Origin of the sequence: Pseudomonas sp. AF03-9 (assembly GCF_020515815.1) — a bacterium.
Lineage (GTDB): Bacteria > Pseudomonadota > Gammaproteobacteria > Pseudomonadales > Pseudomonadaceae > Aquipseudomonas.
The window spans coordinates 1-24,753 of sequence record NZ_JAHPJF010000034.1 but is presented as its reverse complement, the minus strand read 5'-3'; the positions used below and the strand labels follow the sequence as shown (position 1 = coordinate 24,753).

Genomic DNA, 24,753 nt, shown 5'->3' with positions numbered 1-24,753 from the left:
CTCCGTCAGCCTTTAAATCAGGCCGCAAGCATGGCCCAAATTGCCGCACCCGGTGTTGACGGGTATCAATCGCTCCCACAAGGGCTTGGGTTTACGCTTCAACTGAGCAGTTGGCTCAACACCGCCCGCAACTTGCCGGGCTTGACCGGTTTGTTCAGCAACGGCGCATCCAGCCGACGCAAGGCGCGACGGCATTGGTCGGTGCGGTCGGCGGTGATGATCACCGCGGGGATCTTGCAGGCGAAATGCTCGCGCAACTGCTTGACCACCTCGCAGCCGACCACGCCGTGGTCGAGGTGATAGTCGGCGAGGATCAACTCCGGCGCCCTGCCCTGCAACACCGCCATCGCACCGGCCTGGTCGGTGGCGGTGAGCACTTCGCAGCCCCACTGTTCGAGCAGCGCGCTCATGCTTTCGAGGATGCTGGTTTCGTTGTCGATCACCAGCAAGCGCCGCCCCGGCAGCGGATTGCCGGTGGTCGGTTGTACCGGCAGTTGGCTGATCGCCAGGGGCATCTCGGCACTCAGCGGCACTTCGATGCTGAACATCGAGCCGCGCCCCGGCCAGGAGCGCACGGCAATCGGGTAGCCAAGGATCTCGGCGATCCGCTCGACAATCGCCAAGCCCAACCCCACCCCCTTGCGATCCGCTGCACGGCCGACATCCAGCTGGTTGAACTCAAGGAAAATCGCCTCCAGCCGATCCGCCGCAATCCCGCGCCCGGTGTCCCACACCTCCAGGCGCAGGCAATCGCCCCGGAGTCGTGCGCCGAGGAGGATGCAGCCGTCGTCGGTGTAGCGGCAAGCGTTGCTGAGAAAGTTACGCAGAATCCGCGTCAACAAGCGCAGGTCGGTGCGCACCGCGTAATGCCCGGTGTGCACGCGCAAATTCAGCCCGGCCGCCTGGGCCACCGACTGGAATTCCGAGACCAGCGGCGCGAACACTTCATCCAGGCGATACAGGGCCACATCCGGCTTGACCGCCGCCTGGTCGAGTCGCGAGATGTCGAGCAGGTCGGTGAGCAGATCCTCGGCGCCTTCCAGCGCCTGGTGCGTGCGTTCCACCAGTACCCGCTCGACATCGGGCAACTGGCGCTCACGCAAGGTGGCGATCAAAAGCCGTGCGGCGTTCAGTGGTTGCAGCAGGTCATGGCTGGCGGCGGCGAGGTACTTGTCCTTGCTGCGGTTGGCGGCCTGGGCGGCGTCGCGGGCGTCGCGCAGATCCTGTTCGATCTGTTCGCGCTGGGCGATCTGCTGCTGCAGATTGTGGTTGGCTTCCAGCAATTCATCGGTGCGTGCGGCGACGCGCTGCTCCAACTCGTCGTTGAGGCGGATATAGCGCTTGCGCTCGGCCTCCAACTCATCCAGGCGTGCGGTCAGCTCCGGGTAGTGACTCTTGCGCGCCGACTGGTCGCCCAGCCCCAGCAGCGCAGACAGCGCGCGTTGCGGGTCGTCAGAGTGCTTCGCCATAAACGACCTCAACATCACGCTGGCTCGACGCGCGCGGGTTGGTGAGGATGCACGGGTCATCCATTGCATGCTCGGACAAAAACGGAATATCCGCCACACGCACCCCGTGCAGGCCGAGGGTTTCGTGGAAACCGATCGCGTGCTTCAACGCGATCAGATGCTCCACCAACCGCCCGCAGATCTGCCGGTGGTTGAGGCCCCGGCAGTCGATGCCGAACGTCTCGGCAATCACCTGGAAACGCTCCGGCGCCGAGCTGTAGTTGAACGCCACCACATGCTCCACCAACACCGCGTTGCACAGCCCGTGGGGCAGGTCGAGGAACCCGCCAAGACTATGGGACATGGCGTGCACCGCGCCAAGGATCGCATTGGAGAACGCCAGTCCGGCCTGCATGCTGCCGAGCATGATCTTCTCGCGCAGGGCAATGTCGGTGGGGTTGGCGATCATCTGCACCAGGTTGCCGTTGATCAGGCGCATGGCTTCCAGGGCATGGGGATCGGTCAGCGGGCCATGGCCGGTGGAGACGAACGCCTCGATGGCATGCACCAGCGCGTCGATGCCAGTGCAGGCGGACAGGAACGGGTCCATGCTCGCCGTGGTTTCCGGGTCGATCAGCGACACATCCGGCACCACCGCCTTGCTGACGATGGAGAACTTCATGCGTTCCTGCTGGTTGGAAATGATCACGAACTGCGAGACATCCGCCGAGGTGCCGGCGGTGGTGGGGATCAGGATCAGCGGCGGGCTGGGCACGCGGATGGTGTCCACGCCTTCGAACTCGAGAATGCTGCGCCCGTGGGCGACCACGATACCGATGGCCTTGCCGCAGTCCATCGGGCTGCCGCCGCCAATGGCGACGATCACGTCACAGTGGTTTTCACGGTAGACCTCGGCGCCGGTCATCACTTCTTCAACGCGGGGGTTGGGGGACACGGCGGAGTACAGGCAGTAATCGATACCGATGGCTTGCAGGCTGGCTTCGACGTCGGCGACCCAACCGGCGGCGATCACCCCGGGGTCGCTGACCACCAGCACCTTGCGCGCGCCGAAGGTCTTCGCGTAATTGCCGACGTTGTGCCGGCAGCCGGCGCCAAAAATGATTTCAGGCGAGACGAATTTACGCAGGAGGCTGAGGTTTGGGCTCATTGGAAAGCCTGTTTTTATTATTTTGGAAGGATGGGCTCCACACTAACCGATCCGGGGGGGAATGCAATCAGACCAAAGGGGCATCTCCAATTGCCCCGATGCGATTACGTGAGTTCGTCATCTCTTCCTCTTCTTACTCAAATAAAAACTCAAATATTTTTTTGGCCTTTCTTGGAAAGCTCTCTCTTTACCGGCGGCGTAGGCATCGTCGAAATGTTGAAATGCCTCGTCTTCCTCAAAAAGCTCGAGGCAGGCCATGCCCAGATCTATCAATGGGCCGGTATTGCGCTCGGAACTTCTGCCGCCGAGCGCTGCTTGAGCCCAATATTTGGCCTTTTTAAAATCACCGTTTCCAAAGTAAACGTTATAAAGCGAACCTGCGATCCACCCGGTCAATAGCTTCCAGCTGACTTTGGGCTCTGGAAGTAGCTCCCAGGCTTGCACATATGCAGCAAGCGCCTGAGTTGTTTTGCCCTTTTCGTCTAGCTCGTTTCCCGCCTCCATAATCGACGAAATTTTCGCTTCCAGATCTGGGCTTTCTTCAGACAGGTCTTTCATAGACAACCTTCTCAGTATCTATAATCAGGTTTCTCGGCCGGCCCCATGAAAAGACCTGGGTCCCTGTATCGCTCTTTCAGGCTTGCACCTCGGGATCGATTGTAGCTGTAGTGCTCCAATTCATAGTTGTTCGGATCGCGCATCCAGCCCCGTACTTCTTTAGCCTTGGCACCGTGATAGCCACCTCTCTGATTCCAGTATCTGACGGCGTCGGTCCGGTGAGCCATATCAGCATCCTTTAGCGGGTACCACTCATTGTCTAGCCGACTCTTGAACTGCATATTCTTGCCTTCACCTTTGATGCGACTCTCAGCGCGCATTCGAGCGATGACCGCTTTCCCTGTTTTGCTTTTTTTACCTGGCGTTCTACCGACCGCGTTTACACGGCATGACAGCCCCAGCGGATCAACCCAATCAAACGGATTGATTGTGTATGCATATAAATTTAGCCCTCCCTTCAGACTTATTGGATCTGGCGTCGTGTAGCGCCCCACATCCGGATCATAAAACCTGAATGTATTGAAGTGCAGCCCCGTTTCCCGGTCCAGGTACTGCCCCTGAAACCGCAGGTTCTGCCCTTCAATAAATCCCGCCTCACATACCTCTTCTAGCGTGCTACCCCACACCCGATACCGTGCCTGCCACACGGTTTTTCCATCAGCGTCGGTCAGTTGTTCCGGCAATCCATTCAGATCGTTGTGGTAGTAGCGCACGCGCTGGTGTTCGCCCGTTCCGTCGATGCGGGCCAGTGGTGCGTAGCTGTCTTCTTCGTAGAGATAGAGGCTAGTCTGGCTGTGTCGATGCTCTTGCAATAGCCGCAAACCGTCCCAGTCGAATCGCGTTTCGCCCAGTAGACGGCCCTGGCGATCGTGTTCGGTTTTGGCGACACGGCGCCCCAACGGGTCGTAGGTCATGCGCACCACGTTGCCGTTGGGGTTGTGCACTTCGATCAGGCGGTGTTCGGCGTCGTAGGTGAAGCGTTGCACGCCACGCAGGGTGCTGCGTTTTTCGCTCATTCGACCAAAGCCGTCGTAGCGGTAGCGCTTGTCCTGGTAGGTCAGCAGTTTGTTGTGCCGTACCCAACCGCTCTGCCCGTGTGGGCCATCCAGCAAGTTGGCGGCGGCGTCGTAGGCGAAGGTTTCTTGCTGGCCTTGAGTGTTGTCTTGAGTAGCAATGATTCGAGCGGTGGCGTCGTAGTGCAGCAGTTGGCGCTGGTTTGCTTGCACGCGGGCGATCAGGTTGTCAGCAGGGTCGTATTCGAACTGGCGCTGGGCGCCTGGCAGTTGCGGGGGTTGGCCTGTGGGGCGGCGTGTACGCGAGCGCAATCGGCCGCAGCGGTCGTAGTCGCTGCGGGTGGTGAGTTGGCCTTGGGTGCTCAGGACTTCGCGGTGCAGGCGGTCGCGTTCGAAGTCGCTGATGACGTGGCCGTCGAGGTTGATTTGGTGCAGGTGGGCGCTGGCGTAGTACAGGCGATTGAGCCAGCGGCCGTCGGGCAGTTGGGTTTGGATCAGGTTGCCGAGCTCGTCATAGTGATGTTTCAGCGTGCCCGCCGCACTCTGTTCACTCAGCAGTTGCCCAAGCGGGTCGTAAGCGAAACCCAAGGTCTGGCTGGACCCGTCAATACCTGTGAAGTTGATAGCGGTTAGTTGGTCGACTGAATCGTAGGTGTATTCGGTTCGACCGTCAGCGGTCACTTTCACCAACAAGCGGCCAGCAGTGTCGCGCTCCAGGCGGTGCACGATTGAGGGTGCATCATCCAACGGCACGTACTCGACCGAGATCACGTTACCCAGCGCGTCATAGGCATAACGCCGCGCACTGCCATCGAGGTCTTGCTGTTGCGTGAGTCGATCGCCCTGGTCCCAGGCGAAGCGATAGTGCCCGCCGTTTTCGTTGGTCAGGGTTTGCAATCGACCGTAGGCATCGTGCCGATATTCGATCTGGCGGCCATGGGCATCAATGCGCCGCACCAGCTGCCCGCGCCGGTCATATTGGTAGCGGGTAGTGTGGCCCGCCGCATCGGTGTAGGCGCTCAACTGACCACTGGTGTTGCGCAGGTAGTGTTCGATGTAACCGTAGGGCCGTTCGATTTGCAGCAATCGGCCGTGGCTGTCGTGTTGATAACGCTGGCGTTCACCGACTGCATCGATAAGGGTTTGTAAATGACCTCGACGGTCGTACTCGAACCTTGTGGCATAGCCCGAACAATCGACCTGCTCGATCAACTGCCCGGTTTCATTCCAGCGCTGGATTTTGCGCTTGCCCGTGGCGTCGGTGATTTCGATGACCTGCCCAACTCCATCATGGCGATAGCGCACAACGTGCCCCAGCGGGTCGGTTTCACTGACGCAATTGCCGCGTTGATCGTATCGATACCGCCAGCTGTGGCCGGCTGCATCGGTTTCAACCAATGGCAGCGACCAGTGTTCCAGCCACACCGTCGATTCAATACGGCCCAGCGGATCTTGTGTGTTGCACAGGTTGCCGGATTCGTCGTAGCCGAATCGCCACTGGCCACCCAGAGGATCGGTAGCCCCCAACAACTGGCGCTCGTCATTCCAATCGAACTGCCAGGTGTGCACCAGGTTGTCGGTGTATTCGGTGATCTGGTACTGCGGGTTCCACTTGCGGGTGCTGACCCGTTGCAAGCCATCGGTAATCCGCGTAAGCCCGACTAGCAGGTCGTAGTCAAACTGATAATCGTCGCCCTCATCGGTCCAGTGCCGTACCACTCGCCATTCACGGTCGTCCACGCAGGCCCATTGGTAAAAGCAGCGCAGGCCGGTGGGCAGTTGGTGTTCGACCATGCGCTGGCCGCTGTCATAGGCGAAGCGGCGCTGAACATGCCCATCGGCATCGCGCACGGCTGCAAGATCGCCGTGCGTATCGTAGGTATAGCTGGAGAGCGTTTCACGACGGTGATCGGGGTACAGGCGCTCGATCTGTTCGACACGGCGGGGCCATTGCTGGCTGTAGCTCAGCTCGATTCGCACAACGCCAAAGGTATCGCGCAACTGGCTCAGGCGGCCCTGATCGTCATAGTCGAGGAAAACGCGGTTGTCATTGCGATCTCCCCACTGGCCCAAGCGCAAATGCGTAGGGTTGTCCGGTGTGGGTTCGAACAGCCGATACAGCCCGTCGACACGCTCAATCAGCAGGTGGCCGCTGGCATGGCGGCGTACGCTCAAGCCTTCGCCGGCGCTGAACACCGCAGCACCTAGCGGGATCACGCCCATGTCGATCTGCCGAGCCTGCTCGTCGGTGTAGATCAGCCGTTCGCCCCCCTCGGGATGTAGGCCTATCTCGACGAACACCTCATAGGCCACACTCCAACCGGCGCCGAATATCCCGTTACGGCGTTCATCCCGGCTGCTGTAGTACCGCTGCCACACGATCGGCAACAGGCCAGGCAATGCAAAATCCAGGTCGTCGTCACCGTCGAGCATCTTCGCCCCCGTGGCGCAGTGCACCGGGTTGGGCGAGCCGCGCACTGCTGACGCAAGCGCGTTGCTCACCTGCCCTGTGCCCCACGACACCAACCCACCTACCGTCATGCAAGGCAATGTGCTGAAGAACTTCGCCCCACCACCGCGCGATGCCAACAACGCCGTTACCGCCAGCCCTACACCCGGCGCCTTGCCGCTGCGAATCTCACGCACCACCACCGGCGCGCCGCCGATGACCACGTTGGACGAAATCTGCACCTTGCCCACCGTGGCTTCGCAGGTGCTTCTGTCCCCACTGCGCACGGCGGGCTGGCCGTTGATGAATACCTTGCTGGAACCTTCGGCGAGGTACTGCTCCGGCATGGGCGGGTGTTTAGTGCAGTCGACGGTATCGGCAGGACAAGGCACAGCGCCCGCCACCGGCGCAGCGACCGTAGGGCGCCAGAGCTGAGAGAAAAAACCTTCGGCGATATCCAGATAAGTCGGTTCACTGCCCGCTTCTGCCACGGCGGCGGCGACTTTCCCGGCCGCCCGCGCTGCCGGTTTGCCGTTGATAAACACATCCGGCGAACCGCTGCTGATGAATGCATCGATGACGGGTGGGAAGAGTGCGTTGGCGAAAGACTCACATAATCGCGAAAGGCCTTTATCGGCGCCGCTTGCACCCATGCCGAGCCCGACCACCACACCGACCACGGCCCCCAGCACAACGCAGCCCAGGCCACCTGTCGCCACGCTGATGCCGGTTGCAGCCACAACGGCCGCCGTGGCCAGTGCCGTCACGGCCACCGTCGCCGCAACTTCCAGCACGCCGCCCAACACGTCCGCCAACATCGAGCTGTGCAACAGCGCGTCGCCTTCGCGGGCAGCCCACAGCGTATCCGTCATGCGCAACAGTCCCTGTCCGAAAAGGCAGGATCAAATCACGCAGTGCCGTTATTTCTCAGGTGAGACTTTCCGAGGGGGTCGTAGGACGGGTCCCAAAGACCGCTTGAGCACCGGCCAGCACGAGACTGGCCGGCGGTAGATCAACGGCTGGCGAAGTACATGGTCACTTCAAAGCCGATACGCAGGTCGGTAAACGCGGGTTTTTTCCACATGGGACGTTCCTCTTGTTGTGCCGGAAGATTCCGGTCGGGTCATTAATGCATGGGGGGTATGGGAGGCGAATGCTACTTTCGAAGGAGTTCGCGCACTGCAATAGTCTCAGGCATACAGGGAACCAAATGTGGGAGCTGGCTTGCCTGCTCCCACAGGGGACTGCATTTCAAGCCTGGAGGGTTAGAAGAACCCCAACGGATTGATGTCGTAGCTCACCAGCAGGTTCTTGGTCTGCTGGTAGTGATCCAGCATCATCTTGTGGTTCTCACGCCCCACACCCGACTTCTTGTACCCGCCAAACGCCGCATGCGCCGGGTACAGGTGGTAGCAGTTGGTCCACACGCGGCCGGCCTTGATCGCGCGGCCCATGCGGTAGGCACGGTTGATGTCGCGGGTCCACAGGCCGGCACCGAGGCCGAATTCGCTGTCGTTGGCGATCGCCAGGGCTTCGGCTTCGTCCTTGAAGGTGGTGATGCCCACCACCGGGCCGAAGATTTCTTCCTGGAACACGCGCATCTTGTTGTGGCCCTTGAGCAGGGTCGGCTGGATGTAATAGCCGCTGGACAGGTCGCCCTCCAGACGCTCGGCCGCGCCGCCGGTGAGCAGCACCGCGCCTTCTTCCTGGGCGATTTTCAGGTACGAGAGGATCTTGTCGTATTGCTGCTCGGACGCCTGGGCGCCGACCATGGTCTCGGTGTCCAGGGGGTTGCCGCGCTTGATCTTGACGATCTTTTTCATCACCTCGGCCATGAACGCGTCGTAGATCGACTCCTGCACCAGCGCCCGCGACGGGCAGGTGCACACTTCGCCCTGGTTGAAGAACGCCAGCACCAGGCCTTCGGCGGCCTTTTCGATGAACTGTGGCTCGGCGTTCATGATGTCTTCGAAGAAGATGTTCGGCGACTTGCCGCCCAGTTCCACGGTCGACGGGATGATGTTCTCGGCGGCCGCATGCATGATGTGCGCGCCGATGGGCGTCGAGCCGGTAAAGGCGATCTTGGCGATGCGCTTGCTGGTGGCCAGCGCTTCGCCGGCTTCGCGGCCAAAGCCCTGGACGATATTCAGCACGCCCGGTGGCAGCAGGTCATTGATCAACTCGGCAAACACCATGATCGACAGCGGCGTCTGCTCGGCCGGCTTGAGCACGATGCAGTTACCAGCGGCCAGGGCCGGGGCGAGTTTCCAGGCCGCCATCAGCAGCGGGAAGTTCCACGGAATGATCTGCCCGACCACGCCCAATGGCTCGTGGAAGTGATAGGCCGCGGTGTGTTCGTTGATCTCGGCGGCGCCGCCTTCCTGGGCGCGGATGCAGCCGGCGAAGTAACGGAAGTGGTCGGCAGCCAGGGGCACGTCGGCGTTGAGGGTTTCGCGCACGGCCTTGCCGTTGTCCCAGGTCTCGGCCACGGCCAGTACTTCAAGGTGCTGCTCGATACGGTCGGCGATTTTCAGCAACACCAGCGCGCGGTCCTGGGCCGAGGTCTTGCCCCAGGCGTCGGCGGCGGCGTGGGCGGCGTCGAGGGCCTTGTCGATGTCGGCGGCGCTGGAGCGTGGGAATTCGGCGATGACTTCGCCGGTCACCGGCGACGTATTGGTGAAGTAGTTGCCATCGATCGGCGCGACAAATTCGCCGCCGATGTAGTTGCCGTAGCGCGCCTTGAAGCTGACGATAGCGCCTGGGGTGCCGGGTTGTGCGTAGATCATGATGAGGCCTCTGTCGGGGTCCGGGCCTGTTGGTCAACAGGCGATGAGCCGATAGTAAAGAGCCCCCGCTACCGGGCGAATGCGCCGTTGGCAGGGGGGCTATGGTCATTTGGTCGTAGAACTAGTGCTTGGCCACCAGTTCCTTGGGCAACTTGAAGGTCCAGAGCATGCCGCCCTGGTTGAAGTCCTTCACGCGCTTGGCCACTTCACCGCCCCACAACGGCACCGCGCCACCCCAGCCGGAGACCACCGAGACGTACTGTTCGCCGTCCATGTCCCAGGTCACCGGCGAGCCGAGCACGCCGGAGCCGGTCTGGAACTCCCAGACTTTCTCGCCGGTCTTGGCGTTGAACGCTTGCAGGAAACCTTCCGGCGTGCCGGTGAACACCAGGTTGCCCTTGGTGGTCAGCACCCCGCCCCACAGCGGCGCGAAGTTCTTGTGGCGCCACACTTCCTTGCCGGTTTTCGGGTCGATGGCGCGCAGCACGCCGATGTAGTCCTCGTTCAACGGCTTGATGGTGAAGCCCGCGCCGAGGAATGCCGCGCCTTTCTTGTAGGCGATGCCTTCGTTCCAGATGTCCATGCCCCACTCGTTGGACGGCACGTAGAACAGCCCGGTGTCGCGGTTGTAGGCCATCGGCATCCAGTTCTTGGCACCGAGGAACGCCGGCGCTACGAACACCGAAGTGCCCTTGGTTTCACTGCCCGGCGCGCCGGGGCGGCTGGCTTCGTTGTAGATCGGCCGACCGTTCTTATCCAGGCCGGTGGCCCAGGTGATCTTGTCCACGAACGGGAAGCCACGGATGAATTTGCCGTTGGTGCGGTCCAGCACGTAGAAGAAGCCGTTGCGGTCGGCGGTAGCCGCCGCTTTGATTTCCTTGCCGCCTTCGGTGTAGTTGAACGAGATCAGCTCGTTCACGCCGTCAAAGTCCCAACCGTCGTGAGGGGTGCTCTGGAAGTGCCATTTGATGGTGCCGTCGTCCGGGTTCAGCGCCAGGCGCGAAGACGAATAGAGGTTGTCGCCCGGGCGTAGATGGGAGTTCCACGGCGCCGGGTTGCCGGTGCCGAACAGCAGCAGGTTGGTTTCCGGATCGTAGTAGCCGCCCAGCCACGGCGCCGCACCGCCGGTCTTCCACAGGTCGCCGGGCCAGGTCTTGCCCGCCTCGCCGCCGGAAATACCGTTCTCCACCGCCTTGCCGTCCTTGTACACGTAGCCCATATGGCCTTCGACAGTCGGACGGGTCCACAGCAGGTCGCCGTTTTTCGGGTCATAGGCTTCGATCTTGCCGACCACGCCGAACTCGCCACCGGCCACGCCGGTGATCAGCTTGCCGTTGATCACCAGGGGCGCGGCGCTGATGGAGTAGCCTTCCTTGTGGTCGGCCACCTTCTTGCTCCACACCACCTTGCCGGTGTCCTTGTTCAACGCCACCAGCTTGGCGTCAAGGGTGCCGAAGAACACCAGGTCGCCATACAACGCCACGCCACGGTTGATCACGTCGCAGCACGGACGGATGTCATCGGGCAGGCGCGCGTCGTATTGCCAGAGTTTCTTGCCGGTGCGCGCATCCACCGCGAACACCCGCGAATAGGAACCGGTGAGGTACATCACCCCGTCCTTGACCATCGGTTGCGCCTGCTGGCCGCGCTGTTTTTCGCCGCCAAACGAAAACGCCCAGACCGGGCGCAGGTCCTTGACGTTGTCCACGTTCAGCGTGTCCAGCGGGCTGTAGCGCTGGCCCTGCACACCGAGGCCGTTGGTGACGATCTGCTCGGGGTTTTTCGGGTCCTGGAGAATGTCCTGGTCGGTCACGGCGGCCAGGGCCTGGCCGGATAACAGGATGGCACCGAGCAACACACTCAAGGCGAAGGGTTGGCGGCGTGCGGGTTGGGTCATGACGGCTACCTCTGCGGTTTTTTGTTATACCCGGGAAATTTTCCCGGTCTGGTGCAGATTCTTGGGCGCAGGGGCCGCCGTCACAATTGACCGCAGTATCGAGTTTGCTAGTTCCTTAGTAGCGGGTGCATCTGCTCGCGCTCGTAGCGCGGGTACAGGTGGCTGACGCTGCGGATCAATTCGTAGCGGGCAAGGCTGATCGCGGCGAAGCGCTCGGGGATCGGGCTGCGGATCATCTCGCTCATGTCATTGCCGTTGGCGGCGCCGTCGCGCAGCAGTTGATCGAGCCAGCTCAGGTAGTCGCGCATCTGTTCGAAGGGCTGCGCATCCGTGGCGATCGGGCCGTGACCGGGCACCACCAGGGTCCAGGGCAAACCTTGCAGGGTGGTGATGTCGGCCAGCCAGGCGGCGAGTCCGGGGCTGTTGGGGGTGGTCAGGGCGCGTTGGTAGAAGACCAGGTCGCCGGTAAACAATACGCCGGTGCTCTGGTCCAGAATCGCCAGGTCGGCGCCGGTATGCCCGGTCAGCGCCAGCAGGCGCAGATCATGATTACCGAAGCTGCGCACACCGGGCTCCAGCACTTGGCCCGGCAACACCACTTCAGTGCCGCGCATCCAGTCGCCGACCATGCGATAGAGGTTTTCCGCCATGCTGTCGCCTTGCTCGTGCAACAGCTTTGTGGTGTCGGCCAGGGCGCCAATGGGCACGTCCTTGAATGCCTGATTGCCCAAGGCGTGGTCGGGGTGATGATGGGTCAGCAACACCTGGATCACCGGTTTGGACGTGACACTGGCGATGGCCTGGCGCAAGGCTTCGCCGTAGCGTCTGGACGGCCCGGTATCGATCACCACCACGCCCGCCTCGGTGACGATAAACGCCACATTGACGATATTGCCGCCATTGGCCTTGGCGAAATTCTCGGTGCTGCCTTCCAGCAGCCAGGTGCCTTCGGCGATCTGCCGGGGTTTGAGGGCATAGTCCATGTCGGCCACGGCGGGCAGGCTCAGGGCCAGGCATAACAACAGTATCCAGCGCATGCCGCGCTCCTTCTGGTCAGGGGATGGCCGCGTCGAACTGGTTGCCACTGTTGTCGCGCAGCACCAGGCGCGTCTGCCCGGCGCCCTCGAGGTCGAACGCCAGGTTAGGGTTCTCGCTGACCGCCGGGAACAGCTCCAGCTCGGCCATGACCTGGCCGTTGTCCCCAAGCAGTTGGGCGTGGTTGAGGTAAAACTCGGGGATGCCGCTGACCATGCCGTTGTCCATCGGATGCGCAACCTGCACGCGCACGCGGCTGTACTCGCCACGGGGATAACGCCCGCCGAGTACCTCGCCGATATGCTCTTCCCACCCCGGCTGGGTGCGCACCACGCTCGGCGCGGTGCAGCCGCCGCCTGCCGCGTCGATCAGGGTCGAGCCGACGTGCCACACGCCGTCATCGGTCAGCACCGCGGCGCGCAGCGGCGTGGCCTGTTCGATGCGGATGCGCAGCGACAGCCAGGGCAACACCCCGGCCTTGGGTTGGAAGTCGACGATTTTTGGCAGCGGGTTCAGCTCGGCCCAGGCGAAGATGCGCACCACCCGGCCCTTGAAGGCCCGCGCATCGATTTCCAACGGTACCTGCCGCGCGTCTTCGGCGAACGGCGGCGCCAACAGCTTGACCCGCTCGTCGAACACGAACGGCGCGTCGTTCAGGAACTGCTTGTGATAGAACGCCCACATCACCGATGGCACCGGATCGACCTCACTGGCGGGCGCGGCCAACGGCAACAGGCAGGCCAGTAACACCGTCAGGCGCCAGTTCATTGGTACATCTCGGGCACTTCGTAACGCAGGCCGTATCGGCTGTAGATCGCTTGCAGGCTGCCATCGCGGATCAGGCCTTCCAGCGCTTCCTCCACGGCATAGGCCAGTTGCCGATTGCTTTCATGCACCGCCATGCCGATCTCCCAACGTTGCCGCCCCATGTTCGGGTAAGCGTTTTGCGCCAGGGCCAGTTGCGGGTCGTTGGCCTGATGCACCTGCCAGTCAATCTCGCCACGCATCGCCATCACCGCGTCGACCTCCCCGGCCTTCATCGCCGCAAAAGCCTGGGGCACGTTGGGATAGTGACGGGTCTTGCGCGCCAGCATGCCGTTGAACACCGAGGTCAGGTAAAACGACGGCACGCTGTCGACTTCGACACCAATGGGGTGTTCCTCGAACACCGCCACGCTGGCGACCTTGTCCAGGCGGCGGCGGTCGTACGCCACCTGCCATTGTTCGTTCTGGTACGGCCCGAACATCACCACATGGCCGTTTTCCAATTCACCCTGGTCGTTGCGCCGCTGCGCGTATTCGTGGTCGTAAGGCGCGCGCAGCATCAGGTCGGCCAGTTGCTGGTTGTGCAACGGGCTGCCGCGCCAGATGTAGTCGCGCAGGTCGTCGTCGAGCTTCTCGCCGGCCGGCGCCCAGATCAGCTTCAGTTGCACGCCCAGGGCCTTGGCCAGCGCCTGGGCCAACTCCACGTCCACCCCGCGCGGGGTGCCGCCGTCGTCGAAACTGTAGGGGGCAAAATCCTTGTACACCGCCACCTTCAACTCGCCGGCGGCGATCATCTGGTCATAGCTGCGCACCTGGGCCTGTGCCGCCTGGCAGCACAGCAAGGCCAGGCCGAACACGACGCTGAGCAGGCGCATGGCTTACTCCTCGACGCGCACGGAATCCAGGTAGGTACGCACCGCCCACAAGGCTTCCTGGCTCAGGTAGTCGGCCATTTTCGGCATGTATACACGGCCATCCCGCACGGCACCGTGGCGCACGCGCTCGACAAACCACTCATCCCCGGCGTCGCCTTCGTCGAGCATGCGCAGGTCGGGGGCGATGCCGCCGGACTTGGCTTCCAGACCGTGGCACGCGGCGCAGTTCTGGTTGTAAGCGGAGGAGCCGATTTCGACGGCCCTGTCGTGCTCAGGGGACTTGCGATACGGGTTGTTGGCGGCCCAGCCATCGGCGTCGAGCGGTACGCCCGCATCCTTGATCGGCGTCAGTCCTTTGGTCTCCACAGCCTGGGGCACCACGTTGCCATGGGCCCAGACGTTACCCACACCGATCACACCCACCAACAGGCCGGCCACGAGCAAGGCATTGCGTTTTGTTGTCATTATTTTTGTCCTCAGGATTGCACGCAAACCTCATTGCAGAGGCTATGGCAACCATCTTAGGAACCCGCAGTCCAGCACCGTATGCTGCTTTGGTGGTCGCGTCCTACTCCCTTGGTAGTAGGGCTTGTGGGGCACGTCCAAATCAGCGGCGGTTCGGGAAGTCTTCCCGGCAACAGCGGGAAATTTTCCGTATCCAGCCAGCGCCTCGGCGCACCACCCTGTGCAGGCCAAAACCTCAACTGGGAACTGCAAACCATGACAATAAGATCGCTCCCCTCCCGCTCCCCCGTAAGCCTTGCCGTGCAAGCCTTTTTGCTGGTGGGCAGCCTGTCCTTCAGTGCGGCAGGTTTTGCCGCCGCCGAACCTGCCGCCAAGCAAACGCGCAACGTCACCTGGGAAGACATCGCCAACGACCACCTGACCACCAAGGACGTGCTGCAGTACGGCATGGGCACCAACGCCCAGCGCTGGAGCCCGCTGGCCCAGGTCAACGACAAGAACGTATTCAAGCTCACGCCGGCCTGGTCTTACTCGTTCGGCGATGAAAAACAACGCGGCCAGGAATCCCAGGCCATCGTCAGCGACGGCGTGGTCTACGTCACCGGCTCGTACTCCCGCGTATTCGCCCTCGACGCGAAGACCGGCAAACGCCTGTGGACCTACAACCACCGCCTGCCAGACAACATTCGCCCGTGCTGTGACGTGGTCAACCGCGGCGCAGCGATTTTCGGCGACAAAATCTACTTCGGCACCCTTGATGCGCGCCTGATCGCCCTCGACAAAAACACCGGCAAAGTGGTGTGGAACAAGAAGTTCGGCGACCACGCCGCCGGCTACACCATGACCGGCGCCCCCGTGCTGATCAAGGACAAGGTCAGCGGCAAGGTGCTGCTGATCCACGGCAGCTCCGGCGATGAATTCGGCGTGGTCGGCCAGCTGTATGCGCGCGACCCGGACACCGGCGAAGAAGTGTGGATGCGTCCGTTCGTGGAGGGCCACATGGGCCGCCTGAACGGCAAGGACAGCACCCCGACCGGCGACGTCAAGGCGCCTTCGTGGCCGGATGACCCGACCACCGAAACCGGCAAGGTCGAGGCCTGGAGCCACGGCGGCGGTGCACCTTGGCAGAGCGCGAGCTTCGATGCCGAGACCAACACCATCATCGTCGGCGCCGGCAACCCCGGCCCGTGGAACACCTGGGCGCGCACGTCCAAGGACGGCAACCCCCACGACTTCGACAGCCTCTACACCTCCGGCCAGGTCGGCGTCGACCCAAGCACCGGGGAAGTGAAGTGGTTCTACCAGCACACACCAAACGATGCCTGGGACTTCTCCGGCAACAACGAACTGGTGTTGTTCGACTACAAGGGCAAAGACGGCAAAGTGGTCAAGGCCACCGGCCACGCCGACCGCAATGGTTTCTTCTATGTGGTGGACCGCAACAACGGCAAGCTGCAAAACGCCTTCCCGTTCGTGGACAACATCACCTGGGCCAGCCACATCGACCTCAAGACTGGCCGCCCCGTCGAGAACGAAGGCCAACGCCCAGCCAAACCGTTGCCGGGTGAAACCAAGGGCAAGCCGGTGGAAGTCTCGCCGCCGTTCCTCGGCGGCAAGAACTGGAACCCCATGGCCTACAGCCAGGACACCGGCCTGTTCTACATCCCGGGCAACCAGTGGAAAGAGGAATATTGGACCGAAGAGGTCAACTACAAGAAGGGCTCGGCGTACCTGGGCATGGGTTTCCGCATCAAGCGCATGTATGACGACCACGTCGGCACCCTGCGGGCGATGAACCCCACCACCGGCAAGGTGGTGTGGGAGCACAAGGAACACCTGCCGCTGTGGGCCGGCGTGCTGGCGACCAAGGGCAACCTGGTGTTCACCGGCACCGGCGACGGATTCTTCAAAGCCTTCGACGCGAAAACCGGCAAGGAGCTGTGGAAGTTCCAGACCGGCAGCGGCATCGTCTCCCCGCCGATCACCTGGGAACAGGATGGCGAGCAGTACATCGGCGTGACCGTTGGCTACGGCGGCGCGGTGCCGTTGTGGGGCGGCGACATGGCCGAGCTGACCAAGCCGGTGGCACAGGGCGGGTCGTTCTGGGTATTCAAGATTCCGAGTTGGGATCTGAAAACCGCCCAACAATAACCCTTACAAGGTGGCTGTAGTGAGCGGGCTTGCCCCGCGCTGGGCGGCGAAGCCGCCCTAAGACCAGACACCTCGGTCCCTCTGAAACACCGCGGCGGACCGTTTGGGGCGGCTTCGCCGCCCAGCGCGGGGCAAGCCCGCTCACTACAAAGGTATCGTGATGAACTATTTGCCCGTATTGCTCCTGATCGCTGTCTGCGTGGCCCACGCCGATGACGACACCCCGCTGATCATCAACGGCTGCACCCTTGCCGAACACAGCCAATGCCCCGGCGCCAACCTCAAGGGCGCCAACCTGCGCAACCAGAACCTCAGCGGCATGAACCTGGCCGGCGCCGACCTGCGCGATGCCGACCTGCGCCACGTCAACCTCGACCTGGCCAACCTGGAAAAAGCCCAACTGCAAGGCGCCAACCTCACCCGTGCCAGCCTGCAACAGGCCAACCTGCGCCTCGCCGACTTCAGCGGCGCCACCTTGATGGCCGTACAAGGCTGGGGCCTGTTTGCCCAGGGCGCGCAATTTGAAAACGCCAACCTCAGCGCGGCCTATCTGCAATTCGCACGTCTGTCGGGGGCGAAGATGCACAAGGCCAACCTGCGTGCGGCAGACCTGGAAATGACCTGGCTGAGCAAGGCAGATCTGCAAGGGGCGGATTTGAGCGATGCCAATTTGCAGGAGGCCAAATTCGGGGAAAGCAATCTGGAGAAGGCCACCCTTACGGGTAGCCGCCAGCACTATGCGAACTTCCAGGATGCGAATATGGAGGGCTGCAAGGATTGCCCCACCACCTGGGATCGTTAGCGCACCGCAGATCTATAGGTGTGTGAGCTTGTGTGGGAGCGGGCTTGCTCGCGAATGCGGTGTGTCAGTATCAGATGGGCTAGCTGACCCACCGCTTTCGCGAGCAAGCCCACTCCCACATGAGGCCGGTGTGCATCAGAGAGAACTCGTCACCCCGCCACCCGCACCACCCCCATATCAATCCCCACATGCACCAACTCCGCATGGGAACTCACCTGCAACTTGCTCTTGAGCAAAGTCAGGTGGTTGGACACCGTCTTGCTGCTGATACTCAGCTGTTCGGCAATCTGCCGCGCCGGGGTGCCTTTGGCGAGCATCAGGAAAATCTCCAACTCCCGTGGCGTCATGCTGTGCAAACGCGGGTCGGTGGGCTGGCAGGCGAGTTGGGTGGCCAGGGGTTGTTCAATGTAGGCGTGGCCATCGAGGATGCGCCGCACCGCTTCGATCAACACCTGGGGCGCCGAGCTTTTGGTCAGGTATCCCGCCGCGCCGGCGTCGAGCGCCTGGCGCACCAATGGCAGTTCATCGTGCATGCTGAAAAACAGCACACGCAGTTGCGGCAAGCGCTGGCGCAGGCGCCGGGTGGTTTCCAGGCCGCTGATGCCGGGCAAACCGAAGTCCATGATCACCAGATTCGGCACCGCCTCGTGTACCCGCGCCAAGGCTTCTTCGCCGCTGGCCGCCTCACGCACTTCAATGGCCGGCAACAATGCGCGCAACAAACTGGCATAACCCTGGCGAACCACGGCGTGGTCATCCACCAACAGAATATTCATGACACCTCCACAGGCATGTCCAACGCCAGCGCCCAACCGGCGCCGGGATGACTGATGATCTTCAATTCGCCGCCCAAACAGCGCGCACGTTCATACATCGAATGCAGGCCCACACCGCGCCGCTGAGGCTGCTGCGCGCCGTGGCCGTTGTCGCGCACCCACAGGCGCAGGCGCGTCCCGCGATGCTGCAAACGCACGCGCACCTGGCTGGCGCCGGCGTGGCGCACGATGTTGGTCAAGGCTTCCTGGAGCAAGCGATACAGGTGGGTCTTGTCGGCCGGGGACAGCGGCGGCAGCGCCTCGCTGACCTGCAACTGGCAGTCGATGCCATGGCTGGCACGCCATTGCGTCACCAACATGCCGAACGCCTCGGCCATCGGCAGGTGTTGCAGGGCCACCGGGTAAAGGTCGTGGACCAGTTCGCGAAAGCCCTGCTGCAAGTGGTCGCAGTGTTCTTCCAGCAGATGCACGGTACGCGTCAGCGTGGCGGGTTGATGGGCGATCAGCGGCAACAGGCACACCTGGGCGCGAATCCCCGCCAGGTACTGGCCGAGGTCATCGTGCAGGGTCTGGGCCAGGCGGGTGCGCTCTTGTTCCTGCACCGCCAGCAGGGTTTGGGTCAGCCGGGTGTTGTCGGTGCGCGCCTGTTCGAGGGCATCGGTCATGCGGTTGAAATGCCGCGCCAGTTGCTGTGCCTCCGGCACCCCGGCGCTGCGCAGGCGCACATTGAGACGGCCGCTGCACACGTGCTGCAGGGCCAACAGCAATTCGTCCAGCACGCCCATGCCACGGCGCACCGCCCAGCGAATGGTCAACAGGCTCAGGGCCAATGCCAGCGCACACAGGCCCAGCAATTGCTGCAAGGAATCCCAGACCTCATCGATCTCGTCACGCGGGTCGACGCCGATGGACACGCGCCGGCCATCGGCCAGGTCGAGCACCTCGGCACTGTGGCGCGCCTGGGCAAACAGCAGGCGCCCGAGCCACGCATCCAGCCCCTCTTGCTCCGGCGCGGGCGGGGTTTCATCGGCGCCCAACCAGTGCACGCGCACATGGCGCAGGCTGGCGGTGAGGCGTGGTTGCAGGCTGGCCGGATCGCGCACGGCAGTTTCACTCAGGTAATGCACCACCGCTTCGGCCGACTGCAACTCGCGCTCCACATCCGCCAGGGCCTGATGCATCAGCAACGCCGTGCAGGCGCAGGTGACCAGCGCGAAGAAACCGCACACCCACAGGTTGATCCGCCACAGCGCCGACATGCCTAGCGCGCCAGCACAGTCGGCACGAGCGCCGCCGAGCGCGGTGCGTGGGGTCGGTCGATGCCGATCAGGCTGACGATCAGCAGGAACGGCAAGAGCAACGCCTTGATAATTCGCATGATCGTGCAACCCCCGCAGCGGATACTGGAGCCCCATGCTAAAACCGCACCGCGTGCGGCGGGCTACTACCTTGGTACTGCCCCAGCGCTACTTTCTGCATATTTGCAGGGGTAACCGGGCTTTATATGCTGGCGCCAACTGTCTTGGAGTGCCTTATGCGCCAGCTCGCCCCTTTCGCCGTGACCTGCCTGCTGGCACTCACCTGGGCCACCGCCGGCCAGGCCGCCGAGGCACCGCTGCAAGTGCAGATCGGCTACCTCGGCTATCGCCCGGACCCGGGGCCGTTGCTGTCCAACGTGATTGCCGAACCCACCGATGCCGGGTTGCGGGGCGCCGAATTGGCGATCATCGACAGCAACAGCACCGGCGCCTTTCTCAACCAGCGCTACAGCCTGATCGACGCGACAGTCGATAACCCCGAAGACCTGCTTGCCGCCGCGCAGAAGCAACACGACCAAGGCCTGCGCCTGTTTGTCGTCAACGCCCCCGCCGCCAGCCTGCGCCAACTCAGCGCCGCACTGCCCGACAGCCTGCTGTTCAACGCCGGCAGCCCCGATGACAGCCTGCGCAGCACCGACTGCCTGGGCAACGTGCTGCACAGCCTGCCCAGCCGGGCCATGCTCGCCGATGCGCTGGCGCAATTTCTGGTGACGCGCAAATGGCAGAAGGCGCTGCTGATCGTCGGCCCCACTCCGGACGATCAAGCCTACGCCGCCGCCCTGCGCCGCGCAGCCAAGCGTTTTGGCCTGCAACTGGTGGCCGAGAAAGCCTGGCGTTTCGACAACGACCAGCGCCGCAGCGCCCAGGCCGACATGCCGTTGTTCACCCAGACCGCCGAATACGACGTGGTGCTGGTCGCCGACGAGCGCGGCGACTTCGGCGAATACGTGCCCTACCAGACCTGGTACCCGCGCCCGGTCGCCGGCACCCAGGGTCTGACGCCCACCGGCTGGCACAAGAGCGTCGAAACCTACGGCGCCGCCCAACTGCAAAAACGCTTCGAAGCCCTCGCCGGACGCTGGATGAACGACCGCGACTTCGCCGCCTGGATGGCCGTGCGCAGCGTCGCCAGTGCAGTGAGCAAGCTGCGCGAGGTCAACCCGATGAACATCCGCCAGCTGGAGATCAGCGAGCAGTTGCCGCTGGACGGTTTCAAGGGCCGCAAGCTCAGCTATCGCCCGTGGAATGGCCAACTGCGCCAGCCGATCCCCATCGTGCAACCCCGTGCACTGGTGAGCACCTCGCCCCAGGACGGTTTCCTGCACCCTTTCAACGAAATGGACAGCCTGGGCTACGACAAACCCGAGGTGACCTGCCGCTTTCCCTGAACACACAACAACAATAAGGAATACGCCATGCGCCGCACCCTGCTCTCCTGCGCCCTGCTGCTTGCCGCCGGACACGCCGTGGCCGCCACGGCCTGGGTCTCCAACGAGAAAGACAACAGCCTGAGCCTGATCGACATGCAGACCCTGCAAGTCACCGACACCCTCAAGGTCGGCCAGCGCCCACGCGGCCTGCTGCTGTCCCATGACAACAAGCTGCTGTACATCTGCGCCAGCGACTCGGACCGCGTGCAGGTGATGGACGTGGCCACGCGCAAGATCGTCAAGGAGCTGCCCTCCGGCAAAGACCCCGAGCAATTCGCGTTGCACCCCAACAACCGCTGGCTGTACGTCTCCAACGAAGACGACGCGCTGGTCACCGTGATCGACACCGAGACCGCCAAGGTGCTCGGCCAGATCAACGTCGGCGTCGAGCCCGAAGGCATGGCCGTGAGCCCCGACGGCAAGTGGGCGGTGAACACCAGCGAAACCACGAACATGCTGCACTGGATCGACACCAGCACCCAGACCCTGGCCGACAGCACCCTGGTGGACCAACGCCCGCGCTTCGTCGAATTCAACCACGACGGCACGCAACTGTGGGCCTCGGCGGAAATCGGCGGCACCGTGACCATTCTGGATGTGGCCAGCCGCGCAATCCTCAAGACCCTGACCTTCAAGATCAAAGGCGTGCACCCGGACAAGGTGCAGCCGGTGGGCATCAAGCTGAGTGCCGACGGCAAATACGCCTTTGTCGCCCTCGGCCCGGCCAACCATGTGGCGGTGATCGACGCCAAGACCTACGAGATCCTCGACTACCTGCTGGTGGGCCGTCGTGTGTGGCAGCTGGCATTCACCCCGGATGAGAAACAGTTGCTGGCCACCAACGGCGTGAGCGGCGACGTGTCGGTGATCGACGTGGACAGCCTCAAGGTGCTCAAGTCGGTCAAGGTTGGGCGTTATCCGTGGGGCGTGGTGGTCACGCCATGAACGCGCTGGACGCCAGCGCCATCAGCTTCTCCTACGGCGCGCGCCAGGCGTTGCGCGAGGTGAGTTTCAGCCTGGCGCCCGGGCGTTTTGCGGCGTTGCTAGGGCCCAATGGCGCGGGCAAATCGACCTTGATTGCGCTGCTCACGCGTTTATATGACTTGCAGGGCGGCGACATCCGCGTGGGCGGGCATTCATTGCGCGAGGCGCCGCGTGAGGCATTGCGCCAACTCGGCGTGGTATTCCAGCAAAGCACCCTGGACCTGGATTTGAGCGTCGAACAGAACCTGCGCTACCACGCCGCGCTGCACGGCCTGTCGCGGCGTCAGACCGGGTTGCGGGTGGAGGCCGAACTGGCGCGCCAGGCCCTCGGCGAGCGGCGTCGGGAAAAGGTCCGCGAACTCAATGGCGGCCACCGCCGCCGCGTGGAAATCGCCCGCGCCCTGCTGCACGAGCCGCGCCTGCTGTTGCTCGACGAAGCCAGCGTCGGCCTCGACCCGGCCAGCCGCCTGGCGCTGAACCAACATGTGCGCACGCTGTGCCTGGAACAAGGCATCAGCGTGCTGTGGACCACCCATTTGCTCGATGAAGTGCAGGCTGACGACGCCTTGATGATTTTGCATCGGGGTCGCCTGGTAGCCAGCGGGCAACTTGACCGCCTGCTGCTGGAGCAAGGCGACGACCTGAGCGGTTTGTTCGCACGCCTGACCCGCGCAGAGGTGGCGGCATGAACGCCTACTGGCAGTGTTTCAGCGGCATCGTCCTGCGCGAATGGCTGCGTTTTGTCTTGCAGCGCACACGGTTCCTCAGCGCCCTGGTGCGGCCATTGCTGTGGCTGCTGGTATTCGCCGCAGGCTTTCGGGCAGCGTTGGGCATCTCGGTGATCGAACCCTACGACACCTACATCCCCTACGAGGTGTACATCATCCCGGGGCTGGCCTGCATGATCCTGCTGTTCAACGGCATGCAGGGCTCGCTGTCGATGGTCTACGACCGTGAGATGGGCAGCATGCGCGTACTGCTGACCAGTCCGCTGCCACGCACGTTTTTGCTGTGCAGCAAGCTGCTGGCGACCTCGTTGATTTCGCTGTTGCAGGTCTACGGGTTCCTGGCGATTGCCTGGGTGTATGGCGTGCAACCGCCGGCCCTGGGCTTGCTGATCGCCTTGCCGGCGCTGTTGCTGGTGGCGTTGATGCTCAGCGCGCTGGGCTTGCTGCTGTCCAATGGGATACGCCAATTGGAGAACTTTGCCGGGGTGATGAATTTCGTGATCTTCCCGCTGTTCTTCCTGTCGTCGGCGCTCTACCCACTGTGGAAGATGCGCGATTCCAGCGAGTGGCTGTACTGGCTGTGCGCGGTCAACCCGTTCACCCACGCGGTGGAACTGGTGCGCTTTGCCCTCTACCAACGCTTCGCCGGCCTGGCCCTGCTGGTGTGCCTGGGGCTGACCGTGGTGTTCACGGTGCTGGCGGTGCTGACCTTCAATCCGCAGCATGCCGCCCTGCGCAAAAACGGCTGATCTACTCCTTTAGTACTGGTTTTCGTGTCTATCGTCGCATTCCCAAGGCAGCGGGACTGACGTGTAATGGCCGCATAACGATAAGGATTGACCTGCCATGCTGCCCGCCCGACTGCCCCTGCTGGTCTTGCTGTGCCTGCTCTGCGCCAACGCCCAGGCTGAGGCGCCGTTGTTTTCCACCGACGGCTACCGCATCAGCCTGTACCGCAGCCCCACGCCGGCACAGGCGCCCGGTGCGACCATCGTCGACACCCCTGCCCTGCAAGCCCTGCTCACCCAGAACCCGGCGCCGGTGTTGATCGATGTGTACCGGCGCCAATACCTGCAAGGCCGCTTCATCGAAGACCAGCCCCACGCCAACCTGCCCGGCAGCCACTGGCTGGCCAATACCGGCGACGGCGACCTCACGCCCGAGTGGCAAAGCTACTTCGCACGCCACCTGTACACATTCACCGGCGGTCAGTTGACCCGGCCGTTGGTCTTCTACTGTCGCTCCGATTGCTGGTTGAGTTGGAACGCGGTAAAACGAGCCGCCAATCTGGGCTATACCTCGGTGTATTGGTATCGCGATGGCCTGGATGCGTGGGAAGCGGCAAAACTGCCAGTGATGGCTGCGACACCCGAGCCCTTTCAATAAAAAACCACAACAAGAAGGTGAACGGCCATGTACAAAATCCTGATTGCCGACGATCACCCGCTGTTTCGCGAGGCGATCCACAACGTCATCAGCGACGGCTTTCCCGGCAGCGAAGTGATGGAAACCGCCGACCTCGACAGCGCCCTCGCGCTGACCCAGGACCACGACGACCTTGACCTGATCCTGCTGGATTTGAACATGCCCGGCATGCACGGCCTCAATGGCCTGATCAACCTGCGCAACGAATCGCCGACCATCCCGGTGGTGATTGTCTCGGCCGAGCAGGACAAGCAGATCGTGCTGCAAGCCATCACCTACGGCGCCGTGGGGTTCATCACTAAGTCGTCGCCGCGCCAACAAATGACCGAAGCGATCCAGCAGATCCTCAACGGCAACGTATACCTGCCGCCCGACATCATCCGCACCCAGAAAAACCCCAGCCAACGCCGCATGAACGACACCCCGGGCTTTGCCCCGGAGCTGCTGCAGGCGCTGACCCGCAAGCAATTGCTGGTGCTGGAGCGGATGACCAAGGGCGAATCGAACAAGCAGATCGCCTACACGCTGGAGATTGCCGAAACCACGGTGAAGGCCCATGTGTCGGCAATATTGCGCAAGTTGAATGTGCATAACCGGGTGCAGGCGATCCTGAGTGCCGGGGACATTGACTTCGGCTCCTACCTGCGCCGCTGATCCCCCTGCCCTATGGAGATCCACT

The 24,753-nt window shown here is 62.8% G+C and carries 21 protein-coding genes; 8 read left to right on the top strand and 13 right to left on the bottom strand.

What is annotated here, in order from left to right; translation table 11 throughout:
* Window positions 1-98: 98 nt before the first annotated feature.
* The 11 genes from LIY36_RS26820 to pedF form a co-directional block, all read right to left on the bottom strand.
* Window positions 99-1,469, bottom strand: coding sequence for an ATP-binding response regulator (locus tag LIY36_RS26820; RefSeq protein WP_226457759.1), 1,371 nt, complete (start codon window positions 1,467-1,469; stop codon window positions 99-101).
* Entirely contained in the window at window positions 1,453-2,616 is a 1,164-nt protein-coding gene (gene ercA, locus LIY36_RS26815; RefSeq protein WP_124528356.1) for an alcohol dehydrogenase-like regulatory protein ErcA, read from the bottom strand. The genes LIY36_RS26820 and ercA overlap by 17 nt, the downstream gene beginning before the upstream one ends.
* Before the next feature lie 117 nt (window positions 2,617-2,733).
* Complete coding sequence (locus LIY36_RS26810; protein WP_226457758.1) at window positions 2,734-3,174, bottom strand: hypothetical protein; 441 nt, start codon at window positions 3,172-3,174, stop codon at window positions 2,734-2,736.
* An 11-nt stretch (window positions 3,175-3,185) separates the two neighbouring features.
* Entirely contained in the window at window positions 3,186-7,508 is a 4,323-nt protein-coding gene (locus tag LIY36_RS26805; protein ID WP_226457757.1) for an RHS repeat-associated core domain-containing protein, read from the bottom strand.
* Window positions 7,509-7,648: 140 nt separating this feature from the next.
* Window positions 7,649-7,720, bottom strand: a complete 72-nt coding sequence (gene pqqA, locus LIY36_RS26800; RefSeq protein WP_020289857.1) for a pyrroloquinoline quinone precursor peptide PqqA — start codon at window positions 7,718-7,720, stop codon at window positions 7,649-7,651.
* Between the two features lie 181 nt (window positions 7,721-7,901).
* Complete coding sequence (gene exaC / locus LIY36_RS26795) at window positions 7,902-9,422, bottom strand: acetaldehyde dehydrogenase ExaC (protein WP_226457756.1); 1,521 nt, start codon at window positions 9,420-9,422, stop codon at window positions 7,902-7,904.
* Between the two features lie 121 nt (window positions 9,423-9,543).
* Window positions 9,544-11,319: a PQQ-dependent methanol/ethanol family dehydrogenase gene (locus LIY36_RS26790; protein WP_192296681.1), complete on the bottom strand. Its 1,776-nt coding sequence runs from the start codon at window positions 11,317-11,319 to the stop codon at window positions 9,544-9,546.
* A gap of 107 nt (window positions 11,320-11,426) precedes the next feature.
* Window positions 11,427-12,356: a quinoprotein relay system zinc metallohydrolase 1 gene (locus LIY36_RS26785; protein WP_226457755.1), complete on the bottom strand. Its 930-nt coding sequence runs from the start codon at window positions 12,354-12,356 to the stop codon at window positions 11,427-11,429.
* A 16-nt stretch (window positions 12,357-12,372) separates the two neighbouring features.
* Window positions 12,373-13,122, bottom strand: coding sequence for a quinoprotein dehydrogenase-associated SoxYZ-like carrier (locus tag LIY36_RS26780; protein ID WP_226457754.1), 750 nt, complete (start codon window positions 13,120-13,122; stop codon window positions 12,373-12,375).
* The gene (locus LIY36_RS26775; protein ID WP_226457753.1) at window positions 13,119-13,994 is read right to left on the bottom strand and encodes a substrate-binding periplasmic protein; all 876 of its coding nucleotides are present in this window, start codon (window positions 13,992-13,994) and stop codon (window positions 13,119-13,121) included. The genes LIY36_RS26780 and LIY36_RS26775 overlap by 4 nt, the downstream gene beginning before the upstream one ends.
* A gap of 3 nt (window positions 13,995-13,997) precedes the next feature.
* The gene (pedF, locus tag LIY36_RS26770; protein ID WP_226457752.1) at window positions 13,998-14,459 is read right to left on the bottom strand and encodes a cytochrome c-550 PedF; all 462 of its coding nucleotides are present in this window, start codon (window positions 14,457-14,459) and stop codon (window positions 13,998-14,000) included.
* 255 nt (window positions 14,460-14,714) lie between these two features.
* On the opposite strand from pedF, the gene exaA reads away from it, so the two are divergent.
* Both exaA and LIY36_RS26760 read left to right on the top strand, forming a co-directional pair.
* On the top strand, window positions 14,715-16,610 hold the full coding sequence (gene exaA / locus LIY36_RS26765; protein ID WP_192296686.1) for a quinoprotein ethanol dehydrogenase: 1,896 nt from the start codon (window positions 14,715-14,717) through the stop codon (window positions 16,608-16,610).
* 160 nt (window positions 16,611-16,770) lie between these two features.
* Window positions 16,771-17,412, top strand: coding sequence for a pentapeptide repeat-containing protein (locus LIY36_RS26760; RefSeq protein WP_226457751.1), 642 nt, complete (start codon window positions 16,771-16,773; stop codon window positions 17,410-17,412).
* A gap of 149 nt (window positions 17,413-17,561) precedes the next feature.
* On the opposite strand, the gene LIY36_RS26755 is transcribed toward LIY36_RS26760, so the two are convergent.
* Window positions 17,562-18,188 carry a response regulator gene (locus LIY36_RS26755; protein ID WP_192296688.1) on the bottom strand — a complete coding sequence of 209 codons (627 nt, stop codon included), beginning with the start codon at window positions 18,186-18,188 and terminating at the stop codon, window positions 17,562-17,564.
* Window positions 18,185-19,447, bottom strand: a complete 1,263-nt coding sequence (locus LIY36_RS26750) for a HAMP domain-containing sensor histidine kinase (RefSeq protein ID WP_226457750.1) — start codon at window positions 19,445-19,447, stop codon at window positions 18,185-18,187. The genes LIY36_RS26755 and LIY36_RS26750 overlap by 4 nt, the downstream gene beginning before the upstream one ends.
* 275 nt (window positions 19,448-19,722) lie before the next feature.
* Here LIY36_RS26750 and LIY36_RS26745 point away from each other — a divergent pair, with 275 nt between their 5' ends.
* The 6 genes from LIY36_RS26745 (at window position 19,723) to LIY36_RS26720 (ending at window position 24,728) form a co-directional block, all read left to right on the top strand.
* Window positions 19,723-20,895 (top strand): ABC transporter substrate-binding protein, encoded by a 1,173-nt coding sequence (locus LIY36_RS26745; protein ID WP_226457749.1) that lies wholly within the window; start codon window positions 19,723-19,725, stop codon window positions 20,893-20,895.
* Window positions 20,896-20,922: 27 nt separating this feature from the next.
* Window positions 20,923-21,882 (top strand): YVTN family beta-propeller repeat protein, encoded by a 960-nt coding sequence (locus tag LIY36_RS26740; RefSeq protein ID WP_192296691.1) that lies wholly within the window; start codon window positions 20,923-20,925, stop codon window positions 21,880-21,882.
* Complete coding sequence (locus tag LIY36_RS26735) at window positions 21,879-22,610, top strand: ABC transporter ATP-binding protein (protein WP_226457748.1); 732 nt, start codon at window positions 21,879-21,881, stop codon at window positions 22,608-22,610. The genes LIY36_RS26740 and LIY36_RS26735 overlap by 4 nt, the downstream gene beginning before the upstream one ends.
* On the top strand, window positions 22,607-23,398 hold the full coding sequence (locus LIY36_RS26730) for an ABC transporter permease (protein ID WP_192296693.1): 792 nt from the start codon (window positions 22,607-22,609) through the stop codon (window positions 23,396-23,398). The genes LIY36_RS26735 and LIY36_RS26730 overlap by 4 nt, the downstream gene beginning before the upstream one ends.
* Window positions 23,399-23,495: 97 nt before the next feature.
* On the top strand, window positions 23,496-24,035 hold the full coding sequence (locus LIY36_RS26725) for a PQQ-dependent catabolism-associated CXXCW motif protein (RefSeq protein WP_226457747.1): 540 nt from the start codon (window positions 23,496-23,498) through the stop codon (window positions 24,033-24,035).
* 27 nt (window positions 24,036-24,062) lie between these two features.
* Window positions 24,063-24,728, top strand: a complete 666-nt coding sequence (locus LIY36_RS26720; protein WP_192296695.1) for a response regulator transcription factor — start codon at window positions 24,063-24,065, stop codon at window positions 24,726-24,728.
* The last annotated feature ends 25 nt before the right edge of the window (window positions 24,729-24,753 follow it).

What these genes read in the sequence shown, in the direction of transcription:
- LIY36_RS26775 (WP_226457753.1), bottom strand. Translation starts at nt 13,994, where the DNA reads ATGCGCCTGCTCAGCGTCGTGTTCGGCCTGGCCTTGCTGTGCTGCCAG.
- LIY36_RS26760 (WP_226457751.1), top strand. Translation starts at nt 16,771, where the DNA reads ATGAACTATTTGCCCGTATTGCTCCTGATCGCTGTCTGCGTGGCCCAC.
- LIY36_RS26790 (WP_192296681.1), bottom strand. Translation starts at nt 11,319, where the DNA reads ATGACCCAACCCGCACGCCGCCAACCCTTCGCCTTGAGTGTGTTGCTC.
- LIY36_RS26805 (WP_226457757.1), bottom strand. Translation starts at nt 7,508, where the DNA reads ATGACGGATACGCTGTGGGCTGCCCGCGAAGGCGACGCGCTGTTGCAC.
- LIY36_RS26740 (WP_192296691.1), top strand. Translation starts at nt 20,923, where the DNA reads ATGCGCCGCACCCTGCTCTCCTGCGCCCTGCTGCTTGCCGCCGGACAC.
- LIY36_RS26780 (WP_226457754.1), bottom strand. Translation starts at nt 13,122, where the DNA reads ATGAACTGGCGCCTGACGGTGTTACTGGCCTGCCTGTTGCCGTTGGCC.
- ercA (WP_124528356.1), bottom strand. Translation starts at nt 2,616, where the DNA reads ATGAGCCCAAACCTCAGCCTCCTGCGTAAATTCGTCTCGCCTGAAATC.
- exaA (WP_192296686.1), top strand. Translation starts at nt 14,715, where the DNA reads ATGACAATAAGATCGCTCCCCTCCCGCTCCCCCGTAAGCCTTGCCGTG.
- LIY36_RS26745 (WP_226457749.1), top strand. Translation starts at nt 19,723, where the DNA reads ATGCGCCAGCTCGCCCCTTTCGCCGTGACCTGCCTGCTGGCACTCACC.
- LIY36_RS26750 (WP_226457750.1), bottom strand. Translation starts at nt 19,447, where the DNA reads ATGTCGGCGCTGTGGCGGATCAACCTGTGGGTGTGCGGTTTCTTCGCG.
- LIY36_RS26735 (WP_226457748.1), top strand. Translation starts at nt 21,879, where the DNA reads ATGAACGCGCTGGACGCCAGCGCCATCAGCTTCTCCTACGGCGCGCGC.
- LIY36_RS26820 (WP_226457759.1), bottom strand. Translation starts at nt 1,469, where the DNA reads ATGGCGAAGCACTCTGACGACCCGCAACGCGCGCTGTCTGCGCTGCTG.
- exaC (WP_226457756.1), bottom strand. Translation starts at nt 9,422, where the DNA reads ATGATCTACGCACAACCCGGCACCCCAGGCGCTATCGTCAGCTTCAAG.
- LIY36_RS26785 (WP_226457755.1), bottom strand. Translation starts at nt 12,356, where the DNA reads ATGCGCTGGATACTGTTGTTATGCCTGGCCCTGAGCCTGCCCGCCGTG.
- LIY36_RS26810 (WP_226457758.1), bottom strand. Translation starts at nt 3,174, where the DNA reads ATGAAAGACCTGTCTGAAGAAAGCCCAGATCTGGAAGCGAAAATTTCG.
- LIY36_RS26730 (WP_192296693.1), top strand. Translation starts at nt 22,607, where the DNA reads ATGAACGCCTACTGGCAGTGTTTCAGCGGCATCGTCCTGCGCGAATGG.
- LIY36_RS26725 (WP_226457747.1), top strand. Translation starts at nt 23,496, where the DNA reads ATGCTGCCCGCCCGACTGCCCCTGCTGGTCTTGCTGTGCCTGCTCTGC.
- LIY36_RS26720 (WP_192296695.1), top strand. Translation starts at nt 24,063, where the DNA reads ATGTACAAAATCCTGATTGCCGACGATCACCCGCTGTTTCGCGAGGCG.
- pedF (WP_226457752.1), bottom strand. Translation starts at nt 14,459, where the DNA reads ATGACAACAAAACGCAATGCCTTGCTCGTGGCCGGCCTGTTGGTGGGT.
- LIY36_RS26755 (WP_192296688.1), bottom strand. Translation starts at nt 18,188, where the DNA reads ATGAATATTCTGTTGGTGGATGACCACGCCGTGGTTCGCCAGGGTTAT.